Annotated in this window: 22 protein-coding genes; 9 read left to right on the forward strand and 13 right to left on the reverse strand. The window is 74.3% G+C overall.

Going from position 1 to position 24,787, the window contains the following annotated elements; genetic code table 11:
* Nucleotides 1–217: 217 nt before the first annotated feature.
* Nucleotides 218–2,647 (forward strand): endopeptidase La, encoded by a 2,430-nt coding sequence (gene lon / locus A8713_RS21395; protein WP_064535248.1) that lies wholly within the window; start codon nt 218–220, stop codon nt 2,645–2,647.
* A gap of 87 nt (nt 2,648–2,734) precedes the next feature.
* On the opposite strand, the gene A8713_RS21400 is transcribed toward lon, so the two are convergent.
* Entirely contained in the window at nt 2,735–3,586 is an 852-nt protein-coding gene (locus A8713_RS21400) for a lysozyme (protein WP_064535249.1), read from the reverse strand.
* 281 nt (nt 3,587–3,867) lie between these two features.
* Between A8713_RS21400 and A8713_RS21405 the strand changes: the two genes are divergently transcribed.
* The gene (locus A8713_RS21405) at nt 3,868–4,371 is read left to right on the forward strand and encodes a MarR family winged helix-turn-helix transcriptional regulator (protein ID WP_064535250.1); all 504 of its coding nucleotides are present in this window, start codon (nt 3,868–3,870) and stop codon (nt 4,369–4,371) included.
* A gap of 58 nt (nt 4,372–4,429) precedes the next feature.
* On the opposite strand, the gene A8713_RS21410 is transcribed toward A8713_RS21405, so the two are convergent.
* A complete protein-coding gene (locus A8713_RS21410) occupies nt 4,430–5,218 on the reverse strand; it encodes a hypothetical protein (RefSeq protein WP_064535251.1) in 789 nt (262 codons plus the stop codon).
* A 424-nt stretch (nt 5,219–5,642) separates the two neighbouring features.
* Between A8713_RS21410 and A8713_RS21415 the strand changes: the two genes are divergently transcribed.
* The 5 genes from A8713_RS21415 to A8713_RS21435 are packed head-to-tail and all read left to right on the forward strand — an operon-like array spanning nt 5,643 to nt 11,666.
* Nucleotides 5,643–8,783 (forward strand): sensor histidine kinase, encoded by a 3,141-nt coding sequence (locus tag A8713_RS21415; protein ID WP_173860883.1) that lies wholly within the window; start codon nt 5,643–5,645, stop codon nt 8,781–8,783.
* Nucleotides 8,780–9,283 carry a roadblock/LC7 domain-containing protein gene (locus tag A8713_RS21420; RefSeq protein WP_064535252.1) on the forward strand — a complete coding sequence of 168 codons (504 nt, stop codon included), beginning with the start codon at nt 8,780–8,782 and terminating at the stop codon, nt 9,281–9,283. The genes A8713_RS21415 and A8713_RS21420 overlap by 4 nt, the downstream gene beginning before the upstream one ends.
* On the forward strand, nt 9,280–9,726 hold the full coding sequence (locus A8713_RS21425; protein WP_064535253.1) for a DUF742 domain-containing protein: 447 nt from the start codon (nt 9,280–9,282) through the stop codon (nt 9,724–9,726). The genes A8713_RS21420 and A8713_RS21425 overlap by 4 nt, the downstream gene beginning before the upstream one ends.
* Nucleotides 9,707–10,360, forward strand: coding sequence for a GTP-binding protein (locus A8713_RS21430; RefSeq protein ID WP_064535254.1), 654 nt, complete (start codon nt 9,707–9,709; stop codon nt 10,358–10,360). The genes A8713_RS21425 and A8713_RS21430 overlap by 20 nt, the downstream gene beginning before the upstream one ends.
* Nucleotides 10,361–10,400: 40 nt before the next feature.
* Nucleotides 10,401–11,666: a styrene monooxygenase/indole monooxygenase family protein gene (locus A8713_RS21435; protein WP_064535255.1), complete on the forward strand. Its 1,266-nt coding sequence runs from the start codon at nt 10,401–10,403 to the stop codon at nt 11,664–11,666.
* 20 nt (nt 11,667–11,686) lie between these two features.
* Here A8713_RS21435 and A8713_RS21440 read toward each other — a convergent pair whose 3' ends face one another.
* The 10 genes from A8713_RS21440 to A8713_RS21485 form a co-directional block, all read right to left on the reverse strand.
* A complete protein-coding gene (locus A8713_RS21440) occupies nt 11,687–12,811 on the reverse strand; it encodes a C40 family peptidase (protein ID WP_064535256.1) in 1,125 nt (374 codons plus the stop codon).
* A gap of 102 nt (nt 12,812–12,913) precedes the next feature.
* Nucleotides 12,914–13,222, reverse strand: a complete 309-nt coding sequence (locus A8713_RS21445) for a hypothetical protein (RefSeq protein WP_064535257.1) — start codon at nt 13,220–13,222, stop codon at nt 12,914–12,916.
* A gap of 10 nt (nt 13,223–13,232) precedes the next feature.
* The gene (locus tag A8713_RS21450) at nt 13,233–13,889 is read right to left on the reverse strand and encodes a TetR/AcrR family transcriptional regulator (RefSeq protein WP_064535258.1); all 657 of its coding nucleotides are present in this window, start codon (nt 13,887–13,889) and stop codon (nt 13,233–13,235) included.
* Between the two features lie 86 nt (nt 13,890–13,975).
* The gene (locus A8713_RS21455; RefSeq protein WP_064535259.1) at nt 13,976–14,914 is read right to left on the reverse strand and encodes an AurF N-oxygenase family protein; all 939 of its coding nucleotides are present in this window, start codon (nt 14,912–14,914) and stop codon (nt 13,976–13,978) included.
* A 131-nt stretch (nt 14,915–15,045) separates the two neighbouring features.
* Nucleotides 15,046–16,521, reverse strand: coding sequence for a penicillin-binding transpeptidase domain-containing protein (locus A8713_RS21460; RefSeq protein ID WP_064535260.1), 1,476 nt, complete (start codon nt 16,519–16,521; stop codon nt 15,046–15,048).
* Between the two features lie 181 nt (nt 16,522–16,702).
* Nucleotides 16,703–18,094 carry an FtsW/RodA/SpoVE family cell cycle protein gene (locus A8713_RS21465; RefSeq protein ID WP_064535261.1) on the reverse strand — a complete coding sequence of 464 codons (1,392 nt, stop codon included), beginning with the start codon at nt 18,092–18,094 and terminating at the stop codon, nt 16,703–16,705.
* 58 nt (nt 18,095–18,152) lie between these two features.
* Nucleotides 18,153–18,698 (reverse strand): SH3 domain-containing protein, encoded by a 546-nt coding sequence (locus A8713_RS21470; RefSeq protein WP_064535262.1) that lies wholly within the window; start codon nt 18,696–18,698, stop codon nt 18,153–18,155.
* 130 nt (nt 18,699–18,828) lie between these two features.
* Entirely contained in the window at nt 18,829–20,157 is a 1,329-nt protein-coding gene (locus tag A8713_RS21475; protein ID WP_064535263.1) for a sensor histidine kinase, read from the reverse strand.
* Nucleotides 20,154–20,954 carry a hypothetical protein gene (locus A8713_RS21480; RefSeq protein WP_064535264.1) on the reverse strand — a complete coding sequence of 267 codons (801 nt, stop codon included), beginning with the start codon at nt 20,952–20,954 and terminating at the stop codon, nt 20,154–20,156. Before A8713_RS21480 ends, A8713_RS21475 begins: the two co-directional genes overlap by 4 nt.
* Nucleotides 20,955–21,138: 184 nt before the next feature.
* Nucleotides 21,139–21,627: a protein-tyrosine phosphatase family protein gene (locus tag A8713_RS21485; RefSeq protein ID WP_064535265.1), complete on the reverse strand. Its 489-nt coding sequence runs from the start codon at nt 21,625–21,627 to the stop codon at nt 21,139–21,141.
* 129 nt (nt 21,628–21,756) lie between these two features.
* On the opposite strand from A8713_RS21485, the gene A8713_RS21490 reads away from it, so the two are divergent.
* The gene (locus A8713_RS21490; RefSeq protein ID WP_335743761.1) at nt 21,757–22,650 is read left to right on the forward strand and encodes a nuclease-related domain-containing protein; all 894 of its coding nucleotides are present in this window, start codon (nt 21,757–21,759) and stop codon (nt 22,648–22,650) included.
* 49 nt (nt 22,651–22,699) lie between these two features.
* On the opposite strand, the gene ligD is transcribed toward A8713_RS21490, so the two are convergent.
* On the reverse strand, nt 22,700–23,581 hold the full coding sequence (gene ligD / locus A8713_RS21495) for a non-homologous end-joining DNA ligase (protein ID WP_064535266.1): 882 nt from the start codon (nt 23,579–23,581) through the stop codon (nt 22,700–22,702).
* 62 nt (nt 23,582–23,643) lie between these two features.
* On the opposite strand from ligD, the gene ku reads away from it, so the two are divergent.
* Nucleotides 23,644–24,759, forward strand: a complete 1,116-nt coding sequence (ku, locus tag A8713_RS21500; protein ID WP_064537638.1) for a non-homologous end joining protein Ku — start codon at nt 23,644–23,646, stop codon at nt 24,757–24,759.
* Nucleotides 24,760–24,787 lie beyond the last annotated feature (28 nt).

A 24,787-nucleotide genomic window follows, 5' to 3' on the forward strand; every position in this document is an offset into this window, starting at 1 on the left:
AGCGTGACAGGTGCCACTGACATCGGGCCCGCCGTGCGTGACATCGGGCCCGCCGTACGGGATCTCCCTGGTCCGGCGCCTGCGCACCGGCCCGCGCCGCACCCCGCGGAATATCCCGCTGCCCGTGATCGCTGACGGCGAACAAACACCGGGGAACAATCGCCCGCTCCCAAGCATTGAGTCGGCATAGCTCAACTTGACTGCCGAAGGGGAGATCATGGCTGCTGAGTCCACGGCGTTCACACCGCTCACTCTGCCTGTGCTGCCGCTCGATGACGAGGTCGTGCTGCCCGGCATGGTGGTTCCGCTGGACCTGAGTGATGCCGAGGTGCGGGCCGCGGTGGAGGCCGCGCAGGCCGCCGCCCGGTCCGAGCCCGGCAAGCCCAGGGTGCTGCTGGTGCCGCGCATCGAGGGGACGTACGCCAAGACCGGTGTGCTGGGCACCGTCGAGCAGGTCGGACGGCTGGCCGACGGCGACCCGGGCGCGCTGATCCGCGGCCGGGGCCGGGTGAGCATCGGCGCCGGGACCACCGGGCCGGGCGCCGCGCTGTGGGTCGAGGGCACCCGGATCGACGAGACCGTCCCGGAGCCGCTGCCCGGCCAGGTCGCGGAGTTGGTGAAGGAGTACAAGGCCCTCGCCACCGCCTGGCTGCGCAAGCGCGGCGCCTGGCAGGTGGTCGACCGGGTCCAGGCCATCGACGACGTCTCCGCGCTCGCCGACAACTCCGGCTACTCGCCGTTCCTCACCACCGAACAGAAGATCGAACTGCTGGAGACCGCCGAGCCGGTGGCCCGGCTGCGGCTCGCCACCCGGCAGCTGCGCGACCACCTCGCCGAGCAGGACGTCGCCGAGACCATCGCCAAGGACGTCCAGGAGGGCGTCGACAAGCAGCAGCGCGAGTTCCTGCTGCGCCGTCAGCTCGAAGCGGTCCGCAAGGAGCTGCGCGAGCTGAACGGCGAGAGCGGCGGCGAGGGCGAGGAGTCCGACGACTACCGCGCCCGCGTCGAGGCCGCCGACCTGCCCGAGAAGGTGCGCGAGGCGGCGCTCAAGGAGGTCGACAAGCTGGAGCGCGCCTCCGACCAGTCGCCCGAGGGCTCCTGGATCCGCACCTGGCTCGACACGGTCCTGGAGATGCCGTGGAACGAGCGGACCGAGGACGCCTACGACATCCAGGGCGCCAAGGACGTCCTGGACGCCGAGCACGCGGGCCTGAAGGACGTGAAGGAGCGCATCACCGAGTACCTGGCGGTGCGCAAGCGGCGCGACGACCGCGGCCTCGGCGTGATCGGCGGGCGGCGCGGCGGTGCCGTGCTCGCGCTCGTCGGCCCGCCCGGGGTCGGCAAGACCAGCCTGGGCGAGTCCGTGGCGCACGCGATGGGCCGCAAGTTCGTCCGCGTCGCCCTCGGCGGCGTCCGCGACGAGGCGGAGATCCGCGGCCACCGGCGCACCTACGTCGGCGCGCTGCCCGGCCGGATCGTGCGGGCCGTCAAGGAGGCCGGTTCGATGAACCCGGTGGTCCTGCTCGACGAGATCGACAAGGTCGGCTCCGACTACCGCGGCGACCCGGCGGCGGCCCTGCTGGAGGTCCTGGACCCGGCGCAGAACCACACCTTCCGGGACCACTACCTGGAGGTCGAGCTGGACCTGTCGGACGTGGTCTTCCTGGCCACGGCCAACGTCCTGGAGGCGATCCCGGAGGCGCTGGCCGACCGGATGGAGATCGTGCGCCTGGACGGCTACACCGAGGACGAGAAGGTCGTCATCGCCCGCGACCACCTGCTCCCGCGCCAGCTGGAGCGGGCCGGTCTCGGCGCCGACGAGGTCACCATCGAGGAGGGCGCGCTGCGCAGGCTGGCGGGCGAGTACACCCGCGAGGCGGGCGTGCGCACCCTGGAGCGCTCGGTGGCGCGGCTGCTGCGCAAGATCGCCGCCCAGCACGAACTGGGCGAGCGGGAGCTGCCGTTCACCGTCACCGCCGACTCCCTGCGGGCCCTGATCGGCCGGCCGCACCACGTACCGGAGTCCGCTCAGGACCCGGCCGAGCGCCGTACGGCCGTGCCGGGCGTGGCGACCGGCCTCGCGGTCACCGGCGCCGGCGGCGACGTGCTCTACGTCGAGGCGTCCCTCGCCGACCCCGAGACGGGCGCGTCGGGCCTGACGCTGACCGGTCAGCTCGGCGACGTCATGAAGGAGTCCGCGCAGATCGCGCTGAGCTTCCTGCGCAGCCACGGCGCCGAGCTGGAGCTGCCGGTGGGCGATCTGAAGGACCGGGGCGCGCACATCCACTTCCCGGCGGGCGCGGTCCCCAAGGACGGCCCGAGCGCCGGTGTCACGATGACGACGGCGCTGGCCTCGCTGCTGTCGGGCCGCCTGGTGCGCACCGACGTGGCGATGACCGGCGAGGTGTCGCTGACCGGACGGGTGCTGCCCATCGGCGGGGTGAAGCAGAAGCTGCTCGCCGCGCACCGGGTGGGCGTGACCACCGTGATCATCCCCAAGCGCAACGAGCCCGACCTGGACGACGTCCCGGCGGAGGTGCTGGACAAGCTCGATGTGCACGCCGTCACCGATGTCCGCCAGGTGCTGGAACTGGCCCTGGCGCCCGCGGTGAGCGGCGCGGAGGAGGAGGTTCCGGCGGCGGCGTGACGGGCGTCGCCGGACGAAAGGGGGAAGGCCCGGTCCTCCTCGGGGAGGACCGGGCCTTCGCCGTACGCGCCCGCGTACGCGTACGGATCAGCCGTTGGCCAGGGCCTTGACCCGGACCAGCGCGCCGTTGAACTTGTCGTGGTCGCCCACCGTCGGGCCGGACGAGGTGTACTGCCACATCGTGTAGAAGCCCCAGCCCGCCGGCAGTGTCCCCACGGTCGAGGCGTACCGCGCGATCCACAGCGGGTTCTTGGCGGCGAAGCCGCCGTAGTTCCCGGTGCACTGGGTCCACCAGGAGGTGGCCGTGTAGATCACGGCGTCCCGGCCGGTGCGCGCCTTGTAGGTGTTGAGGAAGTCGGCGATCCAGCTGACCATCGCGCTCGCGGACTTGCCGTAGCAGGCGGCGCCGTAGGGGTTCCACTCGATGTCGAGGGCGCCCGGCAGGGTCTTGCCGTCCTTGGACCAGCCGCCGCCGTGGTCGACGAAGTAGTTGGCCTGGGCGGCGCCGCTGGTGGTGTCCGGGGTCGCGAAGTGGTACGAGCCGCGGATCATGCCCACGTTGTAGGAGCCGTTGTACTGCTGGGTGAAGGAGGGGTTCGTGTAGTACGTCCCCTCGGTCGCCTTGGTGTAGGCCCAGCGGACGCCGCTGTTCCACAGGGTGGACCAGGCGACGTTGCCCTGGTAGCCGCTGACGTCGACGCCCTCGGTCTGGGTGGCGTCAGCGGAGGTGGGCGTGCCGCTGCGGCCGTCGTGGGCCGCCACGCCGATGCCCATGTAGGCGGAGCCGCGGGCGGGCGGGGTGGCGGCGGCACCGGCGTCGGCACCTGTGTCGGTGTCGGCGGAGGAGGGCGTGGTGAGGAAGAAGGAGAACGCCGCGAGCAGGACTCCCGCGGCGGTCAGCCGCCGCTTGCGGGCCGTTCCGGATCTGTGCACGGGCATGACGTGCCTCCGAAGTTCGGTGGTGCTCGGTGGGGGGAAACGCGGGCATGGCCCACGGTCGCACGAGGGGGGCGCGGGCCTGGGGAGACCCGCCGGGAACGACCATGGCGTGGGCATGCCATTGATTGCCTGACGCAGAAGCTACGCGCGTGGACCGTCGGTGGGAAGAGGGGCCGGAGGCTGCCGTTGGTCTACGCCTGCGAAATACTGACCAAGCTGCGGCGATGGCGGCGCCCGGCGGTAACTTTCAGGACCGGCAACACTCCAGGGCAGGGGCTGACGTGCACGAAGACGCAAGGGGCGAGGGCCACGGAACGGTGGCGGACACAGCGTCGCGCGGTGGTGTGGACCGGGAGTTTCTTTCCCTGGAACGGGAGATGACCGTCCTGCTGCGACGCGCCCGCGCCAGCCAGGCGGAGATGGCCCGCGAGGTGCACCCGGGCCTGGAGTCCTCGGCGTACGGGCTGCTGGTGCGGCTGGACGAGTGCGGCAGCCAGCGCGCCACCGCCCTCGCCGCCTACATCGGCGTCGGCAAGGCCACCATGTCCCGCCAGTTGCGCGCCCTGGAGGAACTGGGCCTCGTCGCCCGCGAACCGGACCCCGCCGACGGCCGGGCCTGGCTGGTGGCCCTCACCGACGACGGGCGCCGGCGGGTCGGGCAGGTGCGCGACGCCCGCCGGGCCCGCTACGTCCGCCAGCTCGACCACTGGGACCGCGGCGAGGTCGCCGAACTGGCCCGGCTGCTGCACGAGCTGAACGGCGTCATGGAGAAGCACGAGCGGTGACGGCGGGGCGGGCGCCCGAGGCGCGCCGCGCCCGCGGACGGCGACCGCCCCGCCCCGCTCACAGCCGGACGAACACCGCCGTCGCGTCGTCGTGCGTCTTGCTCCGCCCGAGGTACCGGCGCTCCTCCCGGTCGGCGCGCTCCAGTTCCCGCACCCGGTCCACCAGCGCGCCCGCGCCCTCCTTGCGCAGCAGCCCGAAGCACTGCGCCCAGTCGCCCTCGTGGAACTTCTCCACCCAGCGCGTCGCCCCGTCGGTCAGCGCGGCCAGCGCGCGCACCTCCTCGACGGGCACGCTGCCGGTCACCGCGCGCTCCGCGGCCGAGGGGTCCGCCGCCGCCGTGAAGAAGCCGCCCTCCTTGTTGCGCAGGGTGCTGTCGACCAGCGCCTCCGTCGCGAGCGCGGCGCGCGGCAGCCGGTCCAGCCGGTCGTCCAGGACCGGGGTGACCAGGCCGTCGGGCGACTCCAGCAGCAGCGCCGAGTCCGACAGGACCAGATAGTCGAGCGACAGGGCGGACCAGCGTGCGAGCACCACGGTTGCCTGCGGCGTGCGCGGGTGAGAAAGGTCACAGGTGTCCGCGTGCTCCTCCGCGGTGCCGCTGATCGTCCGCGCGAGCATCTCCCGCAGCGTCAGATCGGGTCGCGAAACGGTCAGTTCGGTCAGCGCCCCGCCGAGCCGTGCGGTGAACCAGGGGACGGAATGCAGACAGCCTGTCTCCGTCGCGGGCGGCGTCACCCCGTCGAGGACCACCACGGCGCCGCCCTGCCCGCAGGCGGGCAGTCCGACGGCGGCGAAGTCCTCGTTCGCACGATCCGGGCGGCCGGGCTCCGAAACAACCTCAGTTCGCATCCGGCCAGTCTGCACCAGCCCTTCACATGGTCCACCAAAGGGTGCTATCGACCTTGGAATTGATGCGCGGACGCCCGCCAGGCGCCTGATTTGGCATGAATTGGCGGGCCCCGGGAAGACGTGGCGGCGAATACTGCCAAAGCCTGCCGCCGACGTCCAACCGGCCCGCCGTACGAGCCCCGGGCACGCGCCGGAGGAACTTGCCCGCCAACTCCCCTCCGATGTTCACTCCTTCGGGTGGCCGGTCGGACGATGCGGGACCACTGCCCACCGGCACTGGGAGGGTCGGAATCCGATGCAGGCCCCCTGCGCGCGCCAAGCCGACGACGGCGCGAGCCCGGGGGAGGGTGGACGTATGCGTCGCACCAGCTGACGAGCCGCCACCCGGGCCCACGAGTACACGAGTACAGGAATGCGAGCACCGGTGCAGAAGAAGCGGCCTCGGCGCACAGGCAAGCAGACGGCCACCGCGAAGGGACCCGAGCACACACCCGGCACGCCCTCCGCGCCCCCCGTGGGCAAGGGCCGCCCCAAGCACGTACGCAACCGCCTCGTCCTCGCCGTCGCCGTGGTCGCCGCCGCCGTGGCCGGTGCGGGCGCGCCCTCCGTGCTCGACGCCTCCGGCCGGGTCGGCGACTCCCAGGACCTGGTCACCCTCGCCGGACAGACCCAGGACGCCCTGGCCCTCGCCCACGCCCTCGCCGACGAACGCGACGAGGTCACCGCCTACGCCGCCGCCGGCCGCCCCCGCTCCAAGGCGCCCTCCGCCCAGCGCGGCGCCCGCGTCGACCGCCGGGCGGACGACCTGCGCGCCGCCACCGGCACACCGGGCTGGCTGCGCACCGACCTCGACGGCATCGCCGCCGTCCGCCGCTCGGCGCTCACCGGGAAGAGCACCGCGCTCCAGACCCACCAGGCGTACTCCGCCGTCATCGCCGATCTGCACCGGCTCGCCGGACAACTGGCCGAGCAGATGCCCGCGCGGGCCGGCTCGGGGGCGCACGCCCTCGCCGAGCTGGACACCGCCGTCCAGCAGGCCGCCGCCGCCCGCGGACTGCTGGCCGCCGCCCTCGCCGTGCCGTACAGCACGCGGACCGTCTACGACCCGGTCACCGGCGCGCCCACCGAGACCACGGACTCCTCCAAGGCCGCCGCCAAGGAGCGCGACGCCCTCAGCGCCGCCGCCCAGCAGGCCCGGATCCGCTCCGACGCCGCCCTCGCCGCGTTCCGCGAGACCGCGCCCGAGGCCGCCCGCGCCGCCTACGACTCCACCGTCACCGGACCCGAGGTGAACTCCGCGGCCGGCTATCTGGCCAGGCTCACCGACGCGTCCTCGCTCTCGGACGCCGACCTCACCGTCGGCGCCGCCAAGGTCGACGCGGCCCTCACCGCCCGGCTCGACCTGATGCGCGGCGCCGAGTCCTCCCTGTACGACCACCGCACCAAGGACCTGGAGCGGCTGCGCGACGACGACGTCACCGCGCTGGAACTGCGCGTCGCCCTGCTGGGCGCCCTGCTCCTGGTCGCGATCGGCATCGCCACCGCCCTGGCCCGCACCCTCACCCGCCCGCTCGCCGTGCTGCGCCGGGGCTCCGCCCGCCTGGCCGGGGCCGAGGACCCGGCGGCCGAGGAACCGATCCGCTTCACCGGCCGCAACGACGAGTACGCCGAGGTCATCCGCTCCGTCAACGCCCTGCACACCCAGGCCGCCGCCCTCGCCGAACGGGTCGCAACCCTGGAGACCGACCGCAAGCACCTGGTCGGGCAGCGGCAGAAGATGGCCGACGCCCGCGAGGAACTGCGCGCCGAACTCGCCGAGGCGGCCGCCCGCCTGGAGCGCACGCGCGCCGGCATCGGCTCCACCTTCGTCAACCTGGCGCTGCGTACCCTGGGCCTGGTCGAGCGGCAGCTCACCGTCATCGAGGGCCTGGAGGAGCGCGAGCAGGACCCCGACCGCCTCGCCACCCTCTTCAAGCTCGACCACTTCGCCACGGTCATGCGCCGGCACAGCGAGAACCTGCTCGTGCTGGCCGGCACCGAGCACGTCCAGCAGCACGCCGGGCCGGTCCCGCTGGTCGACGTGGTGCGCGCCGCGGTCAGCGAGATCGAGCGCTACGAGCGGGTGCGCATCGCCGCGCTGCCGCCCCACGCGCACGTGGCCGGCTTCGCCGCCGACGACCTCTCCCACCTGCTGGCCGAACTCATGGAGAACGCCACCTCGTTCTCCCCGCCCGAGCGGCCCGTCGAGGTCTCCGGGTGGCTCCTGGAGAACGGCGAGATCATGCTCTCCGTCCAGGACGAGGGCATCGGCGTCGACGGCGAGCGGCTGACCCGGCTCAACGCCCGCCTCGCCGACTTCGACCCGGACGCTCCTTACACCCAGGGCGCCGAGGAAGGTCTCGGCCTCGGCCTGTACGTGGTGGCCCGGCTCGGGCACCGGCACGGGGTGCGGGTGCAGCTGCGCGCGCAGAAGCAGGGCGGTACGGCGGCGGTCGTCGTCGTGCCCCAGCCGCTGCTGGCGCCCGCCCCCGGCACCGCCGCCCCGGCCGCGGGCACCGTCTCCCTGCCCGGCGCCGAGGCCGAGGCCGGCTCCCACGTCCTGCCCGCCCGCACCCCCGACGGCACCGACCCCCTCATCGCCCTCGCCCAGAAGGCCGTACGGCAGTCCGAGGCGGCCCGCGAGAAGGCGTCAGCGGAGTCCGAGGAGGCGCACGGCAAGACCCCCGCGCCCGCCGGAGAGACCCGGGAACGGACCTCACCGCCCCCCGGCGGGGCCCGCGAGGAGGCGCCCGCGCGCTCCGAGGCGGCCGCCGCGAGGACGTTCCCGGAGGAGTCCCCGTCCGAGACGACGATGGAACTCTTCCTGCCGCCCGCGCCGGACACGCCCGCGCCGGACACGCCCGCGCCGGACACGCCCGCGCCGGACACGCCCGCGCCGGACACCTCCACGGCGGACGGCCCCGCCGCGCCCGGCCAGGGGTCCGCACCCGGTGGGCCCGCGGTGCCCGCCCCCGCGTCGGAGACGGTCTCGACGTCGGGCACCGGCCTCGTGACCGGAGCGGCCGCCGAGCCCCGTCCCGGAGCGGACCACGAGCCCGGCACCCGCGCGCACGCCGACGCGAGCCGTGAGCCCGACACCCACGCGCACCCCGGCGCACACCCCGCGCCCGGCACGCACTCCGTACCCTCCGTACCCTCCGCTCCGGCCGGAGCACCGCCCGCCGCCCCGGCGGCCCCCGTGCCGGGGCCGGCCGTCTCGCCCGAGGGGGCGGCGGAGCACAGCCGGGCGGGGGACGACGGGGAGTCCCTGACCGACAAGGGGCTGCCCAAGCGGACCCCGAGGATCACCACACCCGCCCATGCCCCGCGCCGGTCCGCCGGTTCGGTGGACGCCGAGGCTCTCCGCCGCCGCCTGGGCGGCTTCCGCCGCGGAGCCCAGGCGGGCTACCGCGACGTGGAGGCGGAGATCGCGGAACAGACGGCCCAGCACCACCGGCCGGCACCGGCCACCCGCGCGCAAGCCGGGGAGTCCACGGGGGGCACAGTCGAGGAGGCAAGCAGTTGACAGCGCCCACCACCTTCGGACTGAGCAGCGAGGCCCGCAACCTGCACTGGCTGCTGACCAACCTGGTCGAGGAGGTGCCCGGCATCCAATCGGTCGCCGTGGTCTCCTCCGACGGCCTGCTGCTCCTCTCCTCCGACCCCGAGCACGCCGGGGAGGCCCGCCGGGCCCGCGCGGACACGCCCGCCGGGCCGCGCGGCTCGGCCGCCGATCTCGCCACCATCGTGTCCGGCATCGGCAGCCTCACCATCGGCGCGGCCCGGCTGATGGACTCCGGAGCGGTCCGGCACACGATGGTCGCCATGGACGAGGGCAGCCTGTTCGTGATGTCGATCAGCGACGGCTCGCTGCTCGGCGTGCACGGCTCCGCGGAGTGCGACATGAGCGTGGTGGCGTACCACATGGCGCTCTTCGTCGGCCGCGCCGGACACGTCCTGACGCCCGAACTCCGCAGCGAGCTGCGCAAGTCCATGGAGGCCGAGCCGGCGGAGAACACCCGATGAGCGCGGCGGCGAGCGGTCCGGCCGACGGCGTCCCCCGGCAGCAGCTGCCCGTACGCGGCGGCGAGCGCAGGAAGCCCGCCCGGGTCCGCCCCTACTCGCTCACCGGCGGACGCACCCGCTTCGGGCACGTCCTGCTGGTGGAGACGTTCGTCGCCAGCACCGCCGCGCTGGAGGCCGCCGACGAGCGCAAGGAGCTGCCGAGCGCCCCGCTGTCACGGGTGATGCCGGAGATGCGGGCCATCGTCGAACTGTGCCGCCGGATGCGTACGGTGGCCGAGATCGCCGCGCTGCTGAAGATGCCGCTCGGTGTGGTCCGCGTGCTCCTGAGCGACCTGGCGGACCAGGGAAAGATCCGTGTGTACGGCACCGGGACCGGTCACGGCACCGGCCGCCCGGACCGCGCTCTGCTGGAAAGGGTGCTGAATGGACTCCGCCGTCTCTGATTCCGCCGTCGCCCCGTTCGCGGCCGGTCCCGCCGCGTTCGACGAGCCCGACGAGACGCTGCTGCCCTGGCAGCGGGACCGCACCCGGGCCCCGATCGCCACGAAGATCGTGGTGGCCGGCGGCTTCGGCGTGGGCAAGACCACGCTGGTCACCGCCGTCTCGGAGATCACGCCGCTGCAGACCGAGGCGCTGATGACCGAGGCGAGCGCGGAGACCGACGATCTCAGCGCGACGCCCGGCAAGGTGACGACGACCGTCGCCATGGACTTCGGCCGGATCACGCTCGACGACGACCTGGTGCTCTATCTGTTCGGCACCCCGGGCCAGCAGCGGTTCTGGTTCATGTGGGACGACCTGGTGCGCGGCGCGATCGGCGCGGTGGTCATGGCCGACACCCGCCGGCTGAAGGACTGCTTCCCGGCGCTCGACTACTTCGAGAGCTGCGGGCTGCCGTACGTCGTGGCCGTCAACCACTTCGACGGCAGCGAGCTGTTCGAGCCGGAGGACGTCCGCGAGGCGCTCACGGTCCCGGCGCACATACCCGTCCTGATCATGGACGCGCGGCGCCGGGCCTCGGCCGTCGAGACCCTGCTGGCTCTCGTGGCGCACACCCTCGAGGAAACCCCCGAATGATCCATCGGGCCGTCCAGAAGTCGCAGGAGGTAGCACCCGCATGAGAAAGATACTCGTCGTGGGGGCCGGCCAGTCCGGTCTCCAGCTCGCCCTCGGCCTCCAGTCGCACGGGTACGAGGTCACCCTCATGTCCAACCGGACCGCGGACGAGATCCGCTCCGGCCGGGTCATGTCGACCCAGTGCATGTTCCACACCGCGCTCCAGCACGAGCGGGACGTCCAGGTGAACTTCTGGGAGTCCCAGGCCCCCAGGATCGAGGGCCTCGGCCTCTCGGTCGCCGCGCCCGGCTCCCACGACCCCGGTCCCACCCAGCGGGCGATCGACTGGCTGGGCCGGCTCGACGGGTACGCGCAGTCGGTCGACCAGCGGGTCAAGATGGCCGGCTGGATGGAGACCTTCGCGCAGCGCGGCGGCCAGCTCGTCATCCACGGCGCCGCCGTCGGCGACCTCGACTACTTCTCCCGCGCCTACGACCTCGTCCTCGTCTCGGCGGGCAAGGGCGAGCTGGTGTCGATGTTCGAGCGGGACGCGGAGCGCTCGCCCTACAGCGAGCCGCAGCGCGCGCTGGCGGTGGCGTACGTGCACGGGCTCGGCCCGCGCCCGGAGCACCCGGACCTCGACGCGGTCCGCTGCAACGTGGTGCCCGGGGTCGGCGAGCTGTTCGTCATGCCGACCCTCACCCTCTCGGGCCGCGCCGACATCCTGTTCTGGGAGGGCATACCCGGCGGGCCCCTGGACGTCTTCAAGGGCGTCAAGGACCCGGCCCGGCATCTGGCCCTGACGCTGGACCTGATGCGGACGTTCACGCCGTGGGAGTACGCGCGCGCCACGGAGGTGGAGCTGACCGACGCGGGCGGCACCCTGGCCGGCCGCTACGCGCCCACCGTGCGCAAGCCGGTCGGGCGGCTGCCCGGCGGCGGCCTGGTGCTGGGCGTCGCGGACGTCGTCGTCGCCAACGACCCGATCACCGGCCAGGGTTCGAACTCGGCGTCCAAGTGCGCCGCCGCCTATCTCGCCTCGATCCTCGAACACGGCGACAAGCCGTTCGACGAGGAGTGGATGCGGCAGACGTTCGACCGCTACTGGGACACCGCCCGGCACGTCACCAAGTGGACGAACGCCATGCTCGCCCCGCCGCCGGAGCACGTCCTGAACCTCTTCGGTGCCGCCGGTCAGCTCCCGCCCATCGCCGACCGCATCGCCAACGGCTTCAACGACCCGGCCGACTTCGAGCACTTCTTCTACGAGCCGGACAAGGCCGAGGCGTACGTGGCCGAGGTCGCGGGCGCCGCGCCCGCCGCCTGACGTCACCGCTTCGCCCGGCGTCACAGCTTCGGCGGTGCCGCGTCCGCCCCGGCCGCCGCGCCCGGCGGGAGCGCGGGCGGGGCGTACCGGGGCAGCGGCCTGCCGCCCGGGTCGGGGCGCACCGCGCCGAGCACCGGGTTGGCGGTGAGCGGGGAGACCTTCACCTTCGTCCCGGGCCGGGGTGCCTGCACCACCATGCCGTCCCCGAGGTAGAGGGCGACATGGGTGGCCTTGGGGAAGTAGACCACCAGGTCGCCCGGCCGCAGCTGGGCCAGCGGGACGTGCGGCAGCCGGGCCCACTGCTCCTGGCTGGTGCGCGGAATGGGCGTACCGGCCTGGCCCCAGGCCCGCGAGGTCAGGCCCGAGCAGTCGTAGGCCGCCGGTCCTGTGGCGCCCCACCGGTAGGGCTTGCCGAGCTGGCGCACCGCGTAGCGCACGGCCGCCTCGCCCTCGGGCGTGGGCGGCCTGGCGGCGCCCAGCGCGCCGGAGGCGAGCAGCGCGGTGCGCGCCTGGTCGGTGCCGTTCTTCTCGACGGCGGCGAGCGCGGTGAGCTGCGCCGGGCTGAGCGAGGCGAGCAGTTTCTCGATGGCGTGCAGCTTCTCCCGTACGGCGTCGCGGTCCCGCTGCTGCCGCCGGGCCAGGGCGAGCCGGGCGTCGTAGGCGGTGCGGGCGGCGCGTGCCAGCCGGTCCGCCGTCCGCTCGCCGGCCGTCAGCCGGGCCACCGCCTCGGCGCGCTGCCGGGCCAGTTGCCCGATGACATGGCCCTGCTCCAGGGCGTGCTGCGGGTCGCGGGCGAGCAGCAGCCGCAGATAGGGGGAGAAGTCGCTGGTGCCCTGGTACTCCTGGCGGGCGAGCCGGCCCGCCGCCGCCTTTCCGGCGGCCAGGTCCTGCCGGGCCCGGCCGAGGGCGGCGGCCAGCCGGTCGGTCTCGGCGCGCTGCCGCTCCAGCCGCTCGGCGGTGGCGCCGTAGACCGCGGTGGCCTGTTCGGACTGCCGGTACAGGGACTGAAGGTCCGTCAGCAGCGCGGCCGTGGACGGCTGTCCGGGCGCCGCGGGCCATGGCTCGGCCGTGGCGGTCGCCGGGACGAGGGCGGCCTGCGCCGCCACCGCCGCCGTGCACACCAGGCGCAGTGTCCTGCCTGACATGACATCACCTCCGGTGCGGGGCGGTCCCTCCGCTCCACACCGTGAGGATTGGACGTATGAGCCGATTTGTGTGCCGGTCGTGCGCCGTCCGGCGCAACCAGGTCACCCGCCGGTGTCACCCGGCTTGCCCTCGTCCGTGTTCCGGGGTGCCGGGCGGGACCACGGCCACCTCGGTCCGGTGCCGCGCCGGCCCTCCGGGTCGAAGGTGTACTTCCAGCCCTGCGGCAGCCCGAGCCGTTTGCTGTGCCCGCGCGGCTGCCGCCGGTAGACGAGCACGGTGGGCGGGCCGCCGGCCGGGTCCGGGACCGGGATGCGGTACGTCTTCGGGGGGTTCCCGGTGGGGCCCACCAGCACGGGCAGCACCCGGCCGTCCATGGGCCCGCCCTCGAAGGGGGTGTCTTCGCTCTTCACGGCACCAGTGTCAGTCATCCGCCGCGGACAGGCGCCGGACCAGCTCGGCGGTCTGGGGGTCGCGGGCCGCGGTCACCGTCAGCACGGCCGCGAACTGCTCGACCAGCCAGTCCCGCAGCTCCCCGACGGGCGGCTGCTTGTCCTCGTCGAGCCAGATGAGCGAGGCGGCCTCCACGGCGGTGATCCACATCCGTACGGTCATCCGCAGCCGCGGCCCGGGGCCGTCGACCCGGAGGTGGCTGAGGATGTGCTCGGCAGCGGCCCGGCGCACCCCGTCCACGATGGCGGTGGTGCGGGAGGTCTCCACCACGCTGCCGCCCTGGAGCAGCGCGCTGAACCCGGTGTCGTGCTGGTCGACGAAGGCCAGGTAGCGGTCGAGGGCGCGGGCCAGGCGGGGCAGCAGCGGGCCGGTGCGCGGCTCGTCGAAGCAGTGCCGCAGCTCCTCGGCGGCGGAGCGCAGCGCGGCCTCGTACAGCTGCTGCTTGCCGCCGGGGAAGTACCGGTACACCAGCGGCCGCGACACCCCGGCGGCCTCCGCCACGTCGTCCAGCGAGACCTCCTCGGGCGCCCGGTGCGCGAAGAGGGACAGCGCCGCTTCGAGCAGTTGGGCGCGCCGTTCCTCGACGCTGAGGCGGCGGTAGGCGGGGGTCGGGGCGGCGGGGCTCATGACCAGCAGCGTAATCGGTGGCGGCCCGTCCCGGCCGTCCCGATCGGGCCGCTCACGCGCCCGCTCCCGCGCGTCGCCGCGACCGGTCACGCCAGCAGGCCCGAGGACCGCCACAGCTGCCGCCCGACGCCCCGCAGCACCCCGATGTCGTCGAGGAAGTCGGTGAGCCGCCTGGCACCCGTCTGCATGATCTCGCGCCGGTGCCCGCTGGCCTTCACCTGGGCCATGGCCTCGCGCTTGTCCAGGCCCACGTTCGGATAGACCTCGGGGTTCACGAAGGCGAGCGAGAAGACCCGGGCGAACTCGCCGGAGGTGACCCGGGTGAACTCCTTGGACCACTTCGGCGCGGTCACCATCTGGCGGCGCAGCTCCTCACGGGCGTAGCGCACGTGCCGGGCCTCCTCCACGACGTGGATGCGGGTGACCCCGCGGACCAGCGGCTGTATCCGCTCGTCGGGGAAGGTCAGGCGCTGCATCCAGTCGAGCACCTCCTCGCCCAGCAGGGTGGCGGTGAAGGAGCCGGGGGTGGTGGAGATGGTCTTGAAGAGCCGGCCGAGGTGCCGGTGGACCGGGCTCACCGGGTACCAGGGGGTGCCGCCGCGGGTGATCAGACGGGCGAACATCTTCGAGTGCCGGCACTCGTCCTCGATCTCGGTCAGGGCGTAGCGCACGTGCGCGCTGGTGACCGCCTTGTCGTAGACGTGCCGCACGAGCAGCTGCATCAGGATCAGCTCGAACCAGATGCCGAGGGAGGCGAGCGCGGCGGCCTCGTGCCGGGAGAGCAGGATCCGCTGCTCCTCGCTCATCCGCTTCCACAGCGGGGTGTCGTACAGCGAGACCAGCTCCGGCGGCCAGAACCACTTGCCCTCCTCGAAGGGCGCCTCCCAGTCCAGCTCCTTGTCCGGGTCGAAGGAGTGCTTGGCGGAAGAGTCGAGCAGCCGCTCGGCCACCTGCTCCCGGTCCTTGAGCAGGCCGAGCGCGTCGCGCAGTCCGGCGAGCGCCTCGGCTTCCGTCACGGTCGTCATGGCTGTCCACCTCGTCGTACGGGAATGCGGCTGGACCGACTGGTTACCCGGCAGTCAGTTCCTTCGCCTCTTATGAGACTGCGTGTCAGCAAGCCCGTCAATCCCTCGCGCACGACGTGTCGGCCCGGTGCCTACGACTCCGGCGCCGCCGGTGTCCGCAGCACCGCCTCCATCACCGCCTTCGCGATCGGCGCCGCCGTACCGCCGCCGCTGATGTCACCGCGCCGCGCCGAGGCGTCCTCCACCACCACGGCCACCGCCACCCGCGGATCCAGGTCCTCCGCGCCCTGCGCCCAGGAGACGAACCAGGCGTACGGCGTGCCCGCGTTGCCCACCCCGTGCTGCGCGGTGCCCGTCTTGCCGCCCACCACGGCGCCCGGGATCGCCGCGTTGCGGCCGGTGCCGTAGCTCACCACGTCGCACATCAGCTCCCGCAGCCGCTCCGCCGTCGTCGCCCGCATCACCTGCCGCACCGGCCGCGACCCGGCCGCCGACACCGTCGCCCCGCCGCTGCGCGTGGTCCGCTCCACGAGATACGGCACCCGCACCTGGCCGCCGTTCGCGACCGCCGCCGCCACCATCGCCATCTGCAACGGCGTGGCCCGCGTGTTGTACTGCCCGATGGACGACAGCGCGAGCTGCGCCCGGTCGGCGGGCGCGTCGAACGTGCTCGGCGCCACCGCGAAGGGCACCTTCAGATCCGGGTCGTCGAAACCGAAGCCCCGCGCCGCCTCCCGCATCCCCCGCGCGCCGACGTCCACGCCGAGCTTGGCGAACACCGTGTTGCACGACCAGGCGAAGGCGAAGCGCAGCGAGGCGTCCTCGCAGTCGTCGGCCTCGTTGACCAGCCGCGTGGTGCTGCCCGGCAGCCGGTAGGGGTCCGGCGAGTCGGTCGGCGCGTCCAGGTCCGTCACGACCCCCGAGTCCAGCGCCGCCGCCGCGGTCACCACCTTGAACGTCGAACCCGGCGGATACGTCTGCCGCACGGCCCGGTTGAGCATCGGCTGCTCCGGATCGTCGTTCAGCCGCGCCCAGGCCGCCTCGGTCGCGGGCCCGTTCCCGGACAGCTCCGCCGGGTCGTACGACGGGGTCGACACCAGCGCCAGGATCCGGCCCGTGGCCGGTTCCACCGCCGCCACCGCCCCCTTGCGCGCCCCCAGCCCCTCGAAGGCCGCCCGCTGCGCCGCCGCGTTCAGCGTCGTCACCACGTCGCCGCCCGCGGGCTGCCCGCGCGTGAAGTCGTTCCACAGCGGGAACCCCGCCAGCATCGGATCGGTCCCCGCCAGCACCCGGTCCTCGGAGCGCTCCAGATACGTGGTGCCGTACAGCTGCGAGGCGAAGCCGGTGACCGGGGCGTACAACGGGCCGTCGGCGTACGTGCGTTCGTAGCGGAGCTGCTCGCCGGTGTCCCGGGAGCCGGTCACCGCCCGCCCGCCGACCAGGATGTCGCCGCGCGGCTGCTGGTAACGGGCGATGGCCGGGCGGCGGTTGGCCGGGTTGCCGCCGTAGGACCGGCCCTGGAGCACCTGGAGCCAGGCCGTGTTCACCAGCAGTGCCACCAGCAGGACCAGGCAGAAGACGGCGGCGTGCCGGATGTGCCGGGTCACCGCGGGCCTCCCCGCCCGGACCGGTCGCGGACCACGGTGAGGCCGCCGCCCCTCCGACCGCCCCGCGCACGGCGGGCGGGGGCGGGCCGTCGGCTGGGCCGGGGGCGGCTCGTGGTGGTGGACGCAGGGTCTGTCCGGGGGCGGCTCGCGGCGGGGGCCGGCCGGGTCGGTCGGGTGCCGGTCATGGGGCCACCGTCCCGTCGTACTGGCGCCGGGCCACGTGGCTGACGCGGATCAGGAGGGCCACGATCGCCCAGTTGGTGACCACCGAGGAGCCGCCCTGGGCCAGGAAGGGCATCGCCATGCCGGTCAGCGGGATCAGGCCGGTCACCCCGCCCGCGATCACGAACACCTGGAGCGCCACGATCGAGGCGAGCCCCACCGCCAGCAGCCGCCCGAAGGGGTCGCGCAGGGCGAGGCCGGCCCGGTAGCCGCGCTCGACGAGCAGGGCGTACAGCAGGAAGACCGCGGACAGCCCGGCCAGGCCCAGTTCCTCCCCGGCGGTGGCCAGGATGAAGTCCGACTTGGCCGCGAAGCCGACCAGGATCGAGTGGCCGAGCCCGAGGCCGGTGCCGAGCACCCCGCCCGCCGCGAACGAGAACAGCGACTGGGCGACCTGGCCGGGGCCCCGCCCCGCCTCGATCGTCGCGAACGGGTGCAGCCACTCCGCGACCCGGCTGTGCACATGCGGCTCCAGCCAGCCGACGGCGAACGCCCCGGCCGTGGCGAGCAGCAGCCCGAGCGCGATCCAGCCGGTGCGGCCGGTGGCGATGTACAGCATCACCACGAACAGCCCGAAGAACAGCAGCGAGGTCCCCAGGTCCCGCTCCAGCACCAGCACCCCGACGCTCAGCAGCCAGATCGCGACCACCGGCCCGAGCACCCGCCCGGTGGGCAGCTGCACCCGCCACACCCGGCGGCCGGTATAGGCCAGCGCGCTGCGGTTGGCGGCGAGGTACGCGGCGAAGAACACCGCGAGCAGCACCTTGGCGAACTCGCCCGGCTGGAAGGAGAACCCGCCGAAGCGGATCCAGATGCGGGCGCCGTTCACCGCCGGGAAGAGGATGGGCAGCGTGAGCAGCCCGAGCGCGGCCACCACGCAGACGTACGCGTACCGCTGGAGCCAGCGGTGGTCGCGCAGCACGAACACGACCAGGGTGAACAGCGCCACGCCCAGCGTCGACCACACCAGTTGCACCGGCGCCGCCCGCTCGCCCGGCGTCTCCAGGTCCAGCCGGTAGATCAGCACCAGGCCGAGCCCGTTCAGCAGCACACCGATGGGCAGCAGCAGCGGGTCGGCGTACGGCGCCCGCAGCCGCACCGCGCCGTGCGCGAGCAGCGCCAGCACGCCGAGCCCGGCGCCGTAACCGGCGGCGCCGGGCGGGATCGTGCCGTGCCTGGCCAGGCCGACGGCGCAGTAGCCGTACACGGACAGCAGGACGGCGAGGACGATCAGGGCGAGTTCGACACCGCGCCGTCGGGGCAGGCGCGGCGCGCCCGGCGCGGACGGGTCCGCCGCCGCGGTGGCTCCCGTGGTTCCGGCGGTTCCCGTGGTTCCGGTGGTCCCGGTCATTCCGGCCTCGGTCATGCCGGGAATCTACCGAAAAGATGCATATCGGACGTCGTGCGGGTCAGCACCAGCGTGGCGCGGGCCCGACGTTGTCGATGTAGCGGGCCGAACCCCAGGCCCAGGTGCCGTCCGCGAGGAGGTACCACAGGTGGTTGCCGTCCACGTTCGCGCCGTTCGTCTTGCAGTAGATCCAGACCGTCTCGCCCTGGCGGGCCACCCGGAGGACCTGGCTGCCCCGGTCCGGCCGCGAGCGCAGCGCGAGCCCGCCCCGGGCGGTGACCCGGCCCCGGTAGAAGCGGGTGGCGCTGTCCGGCGTGCCGCTCTGCGCGGGGGGCGTGGCGGCGGGCGAGGCGCTGGATGTGGGGGAGGCCGCGGGTGCGGGCGAGGTGGTGGACGTGGGTGAGGCGGCCGGTGCGGGGGCGGTGGCGGCCGCGGGGCCGGGGGTGCCCGCCGGGGTGGCGCGGCCGTCCTCGTCCGCGACGGCGGGCGCGACGGCGGCGGCCAGCAGCACACCGGCGGCGGCCGTCACGGCGAGCCGGGCGAGCGCGGTGCGCGGGGAGCGCGGGGAGCGGGGCGAGTGGGGCGAGTGCGGGGAACGCGAGGACACGGACGACCTCCAGTGGGGCGGCGAAGTCCAGGAAAGCGGACTTGTCTGACTTGCCGTCACCTTAGGAGCGCATCGGCCGGGGTCGTCCCGCCACGCTGCGGAGGCGGGGAGGACGTCACCTGAAATGCCGTCAGGCGGGGTCGCCCGGCGCTTCCGTGCCTGCTTCCGGCCCTCCGGCCGCCGCCGGGGCCCCGGGGACCTCCGGCGGGCTCTGCGGCAGCGTCAGGGTCGCCACCGCCCCGCCGTCCGCCGCGTCGGCGAACTCCAGCCGGGCGCCCAGCACCTCCGCCTGGCCGCGCGCGATCGTCAGCCCGAGCCCGTGCCCCGTCGCGCCGCCCTCGGTGCGGAACCGCTGCGGCCCGTGCTCCAGCAGATACGCGGGGAAGCCGTCGCCGTGGTCGCGCACGGTCACCACCGGACCGTCCACGGTCAGCACCACCGGCGGCCGGCCGTGCCGGTGCGCGTTGGCCACCAGATTGCCCAGCACCCGTTCCAGCCGCCGCCGGTCCGTCTCCACGTACACGTCCCGTACGACCCTGACCCGCGTGCCGTCCCCGGCCGCCGCGTCCGCCGCGCGCACCGCCCGCCGCGCCACCGTGCTCAGGTGCTCGGCGTCCAGGGCGGCCCGCTCCCGCCCGGTGTCGAGGCGGGAGATCTCCAGCAGGTCCTCGGTGAGCGTGCGCAGCGCCGCCACCCGGTCGCGCACCAGCTCCGTGGGGCGGCCCGGCGGCAGCAGCTCGGCCGCCGCGTGCAGCCCGGTCAGCGGAGTGCGCAGCTCGTGCGCCACGTCCGCGGTGAAGCGCTGCTCGGCCAGCAGCTTGCCCTGGAGCGAGGCGGCCATCGAGTCCAGCGCGGCGGCGACCGCGGCCACCTCGTCCTGCGGGCGCGAGCGGTCGCGGGTCAGCGGGTCGTTCACCCGCGCGTCCAGGTCGCCGGTGCTGATCCGGCGGGCCACCAGCGCCGTCGCGTGCAGGCGCCGGGTCACCCGGGTCACCGCGAACGCGCCCACCAGCAGCGTCGCCCCGATCGCCAGACCGGACGACCACAGGATGGCGTTGTCCAGACCGGCGATGGTGTGCGCCTGCTGCGAGTAGTCGACCTCGACGGCCAGCACCCGCCCGTGGTCGGCGGGGCCGGCCGCCCACATCGTGGGCCGCCCGTGGTGCCGTCCGACCACCGTGCCGCGCTGTCCGCTCGCGGCCAGCCGGCGCAGCGACGGCGGCAGCCCCTCGGGGTCGACGCCCGCGCCGGGCAGTGGGGTGTCCCCGGACTCGAACGCGCTCGTGGCGTCCTTCAGCCGGGTCAGCGCCAGCTCACGGGCCTGGCCGACGGTCTGGTCGGTCACCGAGACATGCACGAGGATGCCGAGCAGCGCGGCGAGCGCGCAGCACATCACCGTGATGAAGGCCGCGGCCTTCGCGCCCAGCGACCCGGCCCACCGGGGCAGCGCCACCCTCATCGGCCGCTCTCGCCCGGCAGCGCGGACGGGGTGAGGCCGGGGGCCGGAGCCGGGGTCTCGGTGGGGGCGGGCCGGGGCACGGGCGACGGCGGGGCGGTGGGCGCCGGGGTGCGCGCCCGCGTCGGCTTGTGCGGCCCGGTGCGCAGGAACTCGTCCCGGGTGAACACCATCGCCCGCTGGTCCGCGTCCCAGGACCAGCTGGTGCGGTACTCGTACCCGGCGATCCCCGCGGGCGAGCGGATGATCACGGCCCGCCCGGCCAGTTCCACGCCGATCACCGCGTCGTCGTTGGCGAACACCTGGACGAGCCGGTGCCCCTCGAAGGTGTAGACGCGCACGGCCGTCTGGTTGGTGGGGTAGAGGCGGAAGCCCAGCGTCAGGTCGTCGCGTCCGTCACCGGTCAGGTCGCGGTAGTACGGCCGCAGCACGGGGCAGTCGCCGTGGCCGGGCCCCGCCCCGCACGCGGCCAGCCGGGCGCCGGTGTCCCGGTACGGGGCCTTGGCGCCCTTGTAGTCGCTCGGATGCGCGGCGATCTCGGCGCGTACGACGGCCACCGGGTCGACCTCGCGGATGTCGTCGCCGGGGGCGGTGATCCCCTTGACCGTCTCGATCTGCACCTCGTCGTACGGCCAGGCGGGGCTGGCGGCCGGGCGCAGCGAGGGCCACAGCCGGGCCGGGCTGACGGCGGTCTCGGTGCTGCCAGCGGCCCGCAGTCCGCCCGCGTCGCCGCAGCCCGCCGCCGTGGCCAGCAGCAGGGCGACGACGGCGGTGACGCGGGCGGGACGCTTGCGGAACACTGTTCTCCGAAGGGGACGGGGGTCGGGGCGGCGCCGGGACGGTGGCCCGCCCGGAGACGGGACCCGCGCCTCCGGGCCTCGTCCACCATATTCGTATTATTCGTACGGACGTCCTTTTTGCGGAGCGGACGGTCCCTGGGTCTGCTCGGCCTGCTCGGCCTGCTCCGCTTTGCGGGGCGGGCGGCTACTCGGCCGGTTCCCCCAGTTCCTCCAGCAGCCGGACCGTCGCCAGCCCCGCCCGCAGATAGTCGGCGAACAGCTCGTTGTGCAGCGCCCACGGCGAGCGGCGGGCGCGGATCAGCCCGATCGCCTCGTCTGCCCCGCTGCCCCGGAGCATCAGCGCGTGCCCGACGACCAGGCCCGAGCGGTTGTACCCGGACCAGCAGCGCACCAGGACCCGCCGGCCCTCGTCCAGCGCGGCGCAGGCGGCCTCGGCGAGCCGCATCACCCCGGCCAGCTGCGTGGCGTCCAGCGGTCCGTCCGGGATCGGCCACACCTGGTGGGGGACCCCGGTCCCCGGACCGTGGCCGGGCAGCCTGAGCAGCGTCTGCACCAGGTCGAACTCGTCGCGCACGACGACCGGAGCCGACCGCCCTGAGTCGTCCCGCACCTCGTGTCCGCCCATCCACAGGCCGGGCACGATCTCGTTCCACGGGCTCTCCGGAGCCGGCACCAAGGGTTGTGTTCCACCGGTCGGCAACGGCGCACCTCCCCAACTCCCCGCCCACGGCTCCTCAAAGGTAGCCGCGTTCTTGCCCCGGGAGCACCCCGCCTGTTCCCATGGTCGTAGGGGTGATGGTGGATGAGCGCACCACGTCGAGAGCCCGGACAGCCCGGACAGCCCGGAGAGCCCGAACGGATCGGACAGCCCGGACAACCCGGCGGGAGCGGCCCGGAGCGCCTGCGGGTCGTACCGGGCGGCCGTCACGAGCCGGACCGGCTCCACGTCTGCGCGGGCGACGGCCGTACCGCAGCCTGGTACGACCGGGACGCGGCCCGGGTGCACCTCCTGGCCGAGGACGCCCGGGAGGACGTGCTGGAGGCGCTCGGCCCCTTCCTCGCCGGGCCGGTCGCGGTGGGTCCGCCGTCCGTCCCCACCCGCGCCGACCTGGCCCGGCTGAGCCTGCACCCCGACGACGACCTGGCACCCAACCGCCCCGGCGAGGCCCTGCTCGTCGCCCTCGAACGGGACCCGGCCCCCGCCCACCGCCTGCGCGCCGACCCGCGCCGCCGGGCGCTCGCGGCGGAGCGCGCGGCGGGCGAGGCGCTGGACCGGCTGGAGGGCGCCGGCTGGCGTGTCCTGCACTCCGTGCCGCTGCCCGGCGGCGACCGCATCCACCATCTGGCGATCGGCCCCGGCGGGCTGTTCGCCGTGCACAGCGTGTACGCCCGCAAGCAGCGCGTCCGGGTGGCCGACCCGGCGGTCGCGCTGGGCCGCCACGAGCCGCAGCCCCTGATCCGGCGCGTCCGCGCCGCCGCGGACCGGGCCTCCTTCGCCCTCACCGCCGAGGTGCACCCGCTGCTGGCCCTGGCCGCCCCCGCCGTCCTCAGGATCACCGCCCCGCCGCGCGGGGTGCGCGTGCTGCGGGACGCGGACCTGGAGAGCCTGGCCCGCCTGGGCGGCGTCCTGAAACCGGCGGACGTGGAGGCCCTGCACGCGATGGCCCGGGACCGCGCCACGTGGACCCGGGTCTGATCCGGGTCTGATCCGGGTCTGATCCGGGCCCGAACGGCGCTTGCCGGGGCTACGGCACCGCGTGCGCCCGCGCCGGATCCAGCAGCGGGGCCAGCAGGTCCCCGTGGTGGCGGACCCGGTCCGCGATGTCCCCGGCCTCGAAGCGGAGCTGCCGGGGCGCCCGGCACCCGGCGACCTCCTCCCAGGTCACCGGGGTGGAGACGGTGGGATGCGCCCGCGCGCGCAGGGTGTAGGGCGCGGCGGTCGTCTTGCGTGCCGCGTTCTGGCTCCAGTCGACGAAGACCTTGCCCGGCCGCAGCTTGCGCGTCATGCGGTGCAGCACCAGATGCGGCATCGCCCGCTCCGCCTCCACGGCCAGCTCCTTGGCGTACGCGGAGGTCCGCTCGCCGGAGGCGCCGCGCACGGCGGCCAGCAGGTGCAGCCCCTTGGACCCGGAGGTCTTCGCGTACGCCTCGATCCCGTCCGCGGCCAGCCGCTCGCGCAGCCAGAGCGCCACCTCGCAGCAGTCGGCCACGGTCGCGGGCGGCCCCGGATCGAGGTCGAACACGATCCGGTCCGCCTCCTCCGGGGCCCCGGCCCGCCACTGCGGGGTGTGGAACTCCGTCACCAGGTTGGCGGCCCACATCAGGCTCGGCAGATCCTGCACGAGCACCATCCGGGCCGGTCCCGCCGTGCGCGGCACCTCGGCCGTCGTCACCCACTCGGGCGTACCGGGCGGCACGTTCTTGGTGAAGAAGACCTGGCCGTCGGGGCCGTCCGGATACCGCAGGAAGGACACCGGCCGGTCCCGCAGATGGGGGAGCAGCACCTCGGCGACGGTCGCGTAGTAGTGCAGCACCTCGCCCTTGGTGAACCCGGTCGCGGGATACAGCACCTTGTCCAGATTGCTGAGCGCGAGCCGGCGGCCCTCCACGTCCGTGATCGGCGCCATACGATAAGAAAAGCATGTACTTCAGATGAAACCGAACACATCCGGCCCGGAAGGTGCTGCACGTGCGATCCATCTGGAACGGCGCCATCTCGTTCGGCCTGGTCAGCATCCCGATCAAGCTGGTGAACGCCACCGAGAACCACACCATCTCCTTCCGCCAGATCCACACGGAGGACGGCGGCCGGATCCGCTACCGCAAGGTGTGCGAACTGGAGGACCGCGAGGTCGGCCAGGGGGAGATCGGCAAGGGGTACGAGGACGCGGACGGCAGCATCATCCCGATCACCGACGAGGACCTGGCCCATCTGCCGCTGCCGACCGCGCGGACGATCGACATCGTGGCGTTCGTCCCGGCCGACCGGATCGACCCGCTCCGGCTGGAGCACTCCTACTACCTGGCGGCGGGCGGGGCCCCGGCCGCCAAGCCGTACACGCTGCTGCGCGAGGCGCTCAAGCGCAGCAAGCGGGTGGCCGTCGCGAAGTTCGCGCTGCGCGGGCGCGAGCGGCTGGGCATGCTGCGGGTGGTGGACGACGTCATCGTCATGCACGGCCTGCTCTGGCCGGACGAGATCCGCGCCCCGCAGGGCGTGGCCCCGGAGACCGACGTCACCGTCCGGGACAAGGAACTGGACCTCGCGGACGCGCTGATGGACACCCTCGGCGAGGTCGACCTGGAGGACCTGCACGACGAGTACCGCGAGGCGCTGGAGGAGGTCGTCGCGGCGAAGGCGGCCGGCGAGGCGCCGCCCGAGACCCCCGGACCGGCCCCCGGCGGCAAGGTGCTCGACCTGATGGCCGCCCTGGAGAACAGCGTGCGGGCGGCCAAGCGGTCCCGGGGCGAGGAAGCGGGGGAGGACGCGGAGGAGGAGGCCGCGGACGGGGGCGGCCAGGAGGCGGAGGCCGAGGTCACGCACCTCCCCCGGCGCAAGAGCACCCGCGGCGCCCCGAAGAAGGCGGCGGCCGGGAAGGCGTCCGGGTCGCGTACCGGGAAGTCCGCGTCCCCGGCGAAGAAGACGGCTTCCGGCGGGAAGAAGACGGCCGCCAAGACCGCGTCCGGAGCGAAGGCGGGACGGTCGGACACCAAGGCGGGCCAGGCGAAGAAGACGGCGTCCTCCGCCGGGACGGCCGCCAAGAAGAGCCCGGCGAAGAAGACGGCGGCCCGCAAGCGCACGGCCTAGCGCACCGCCGTCTCCCGCTGCCTCCTGC

The organism is Streptomyces sp. SAT1, from assembly GCF_001654495.1.
GTDB classification, from domain to species: Bacteria; Actinomycetota; Actinomycetes; order Streptomycetales; family Streptomycetaceae; genus Streptomyces; species Streptomyces andamanensis.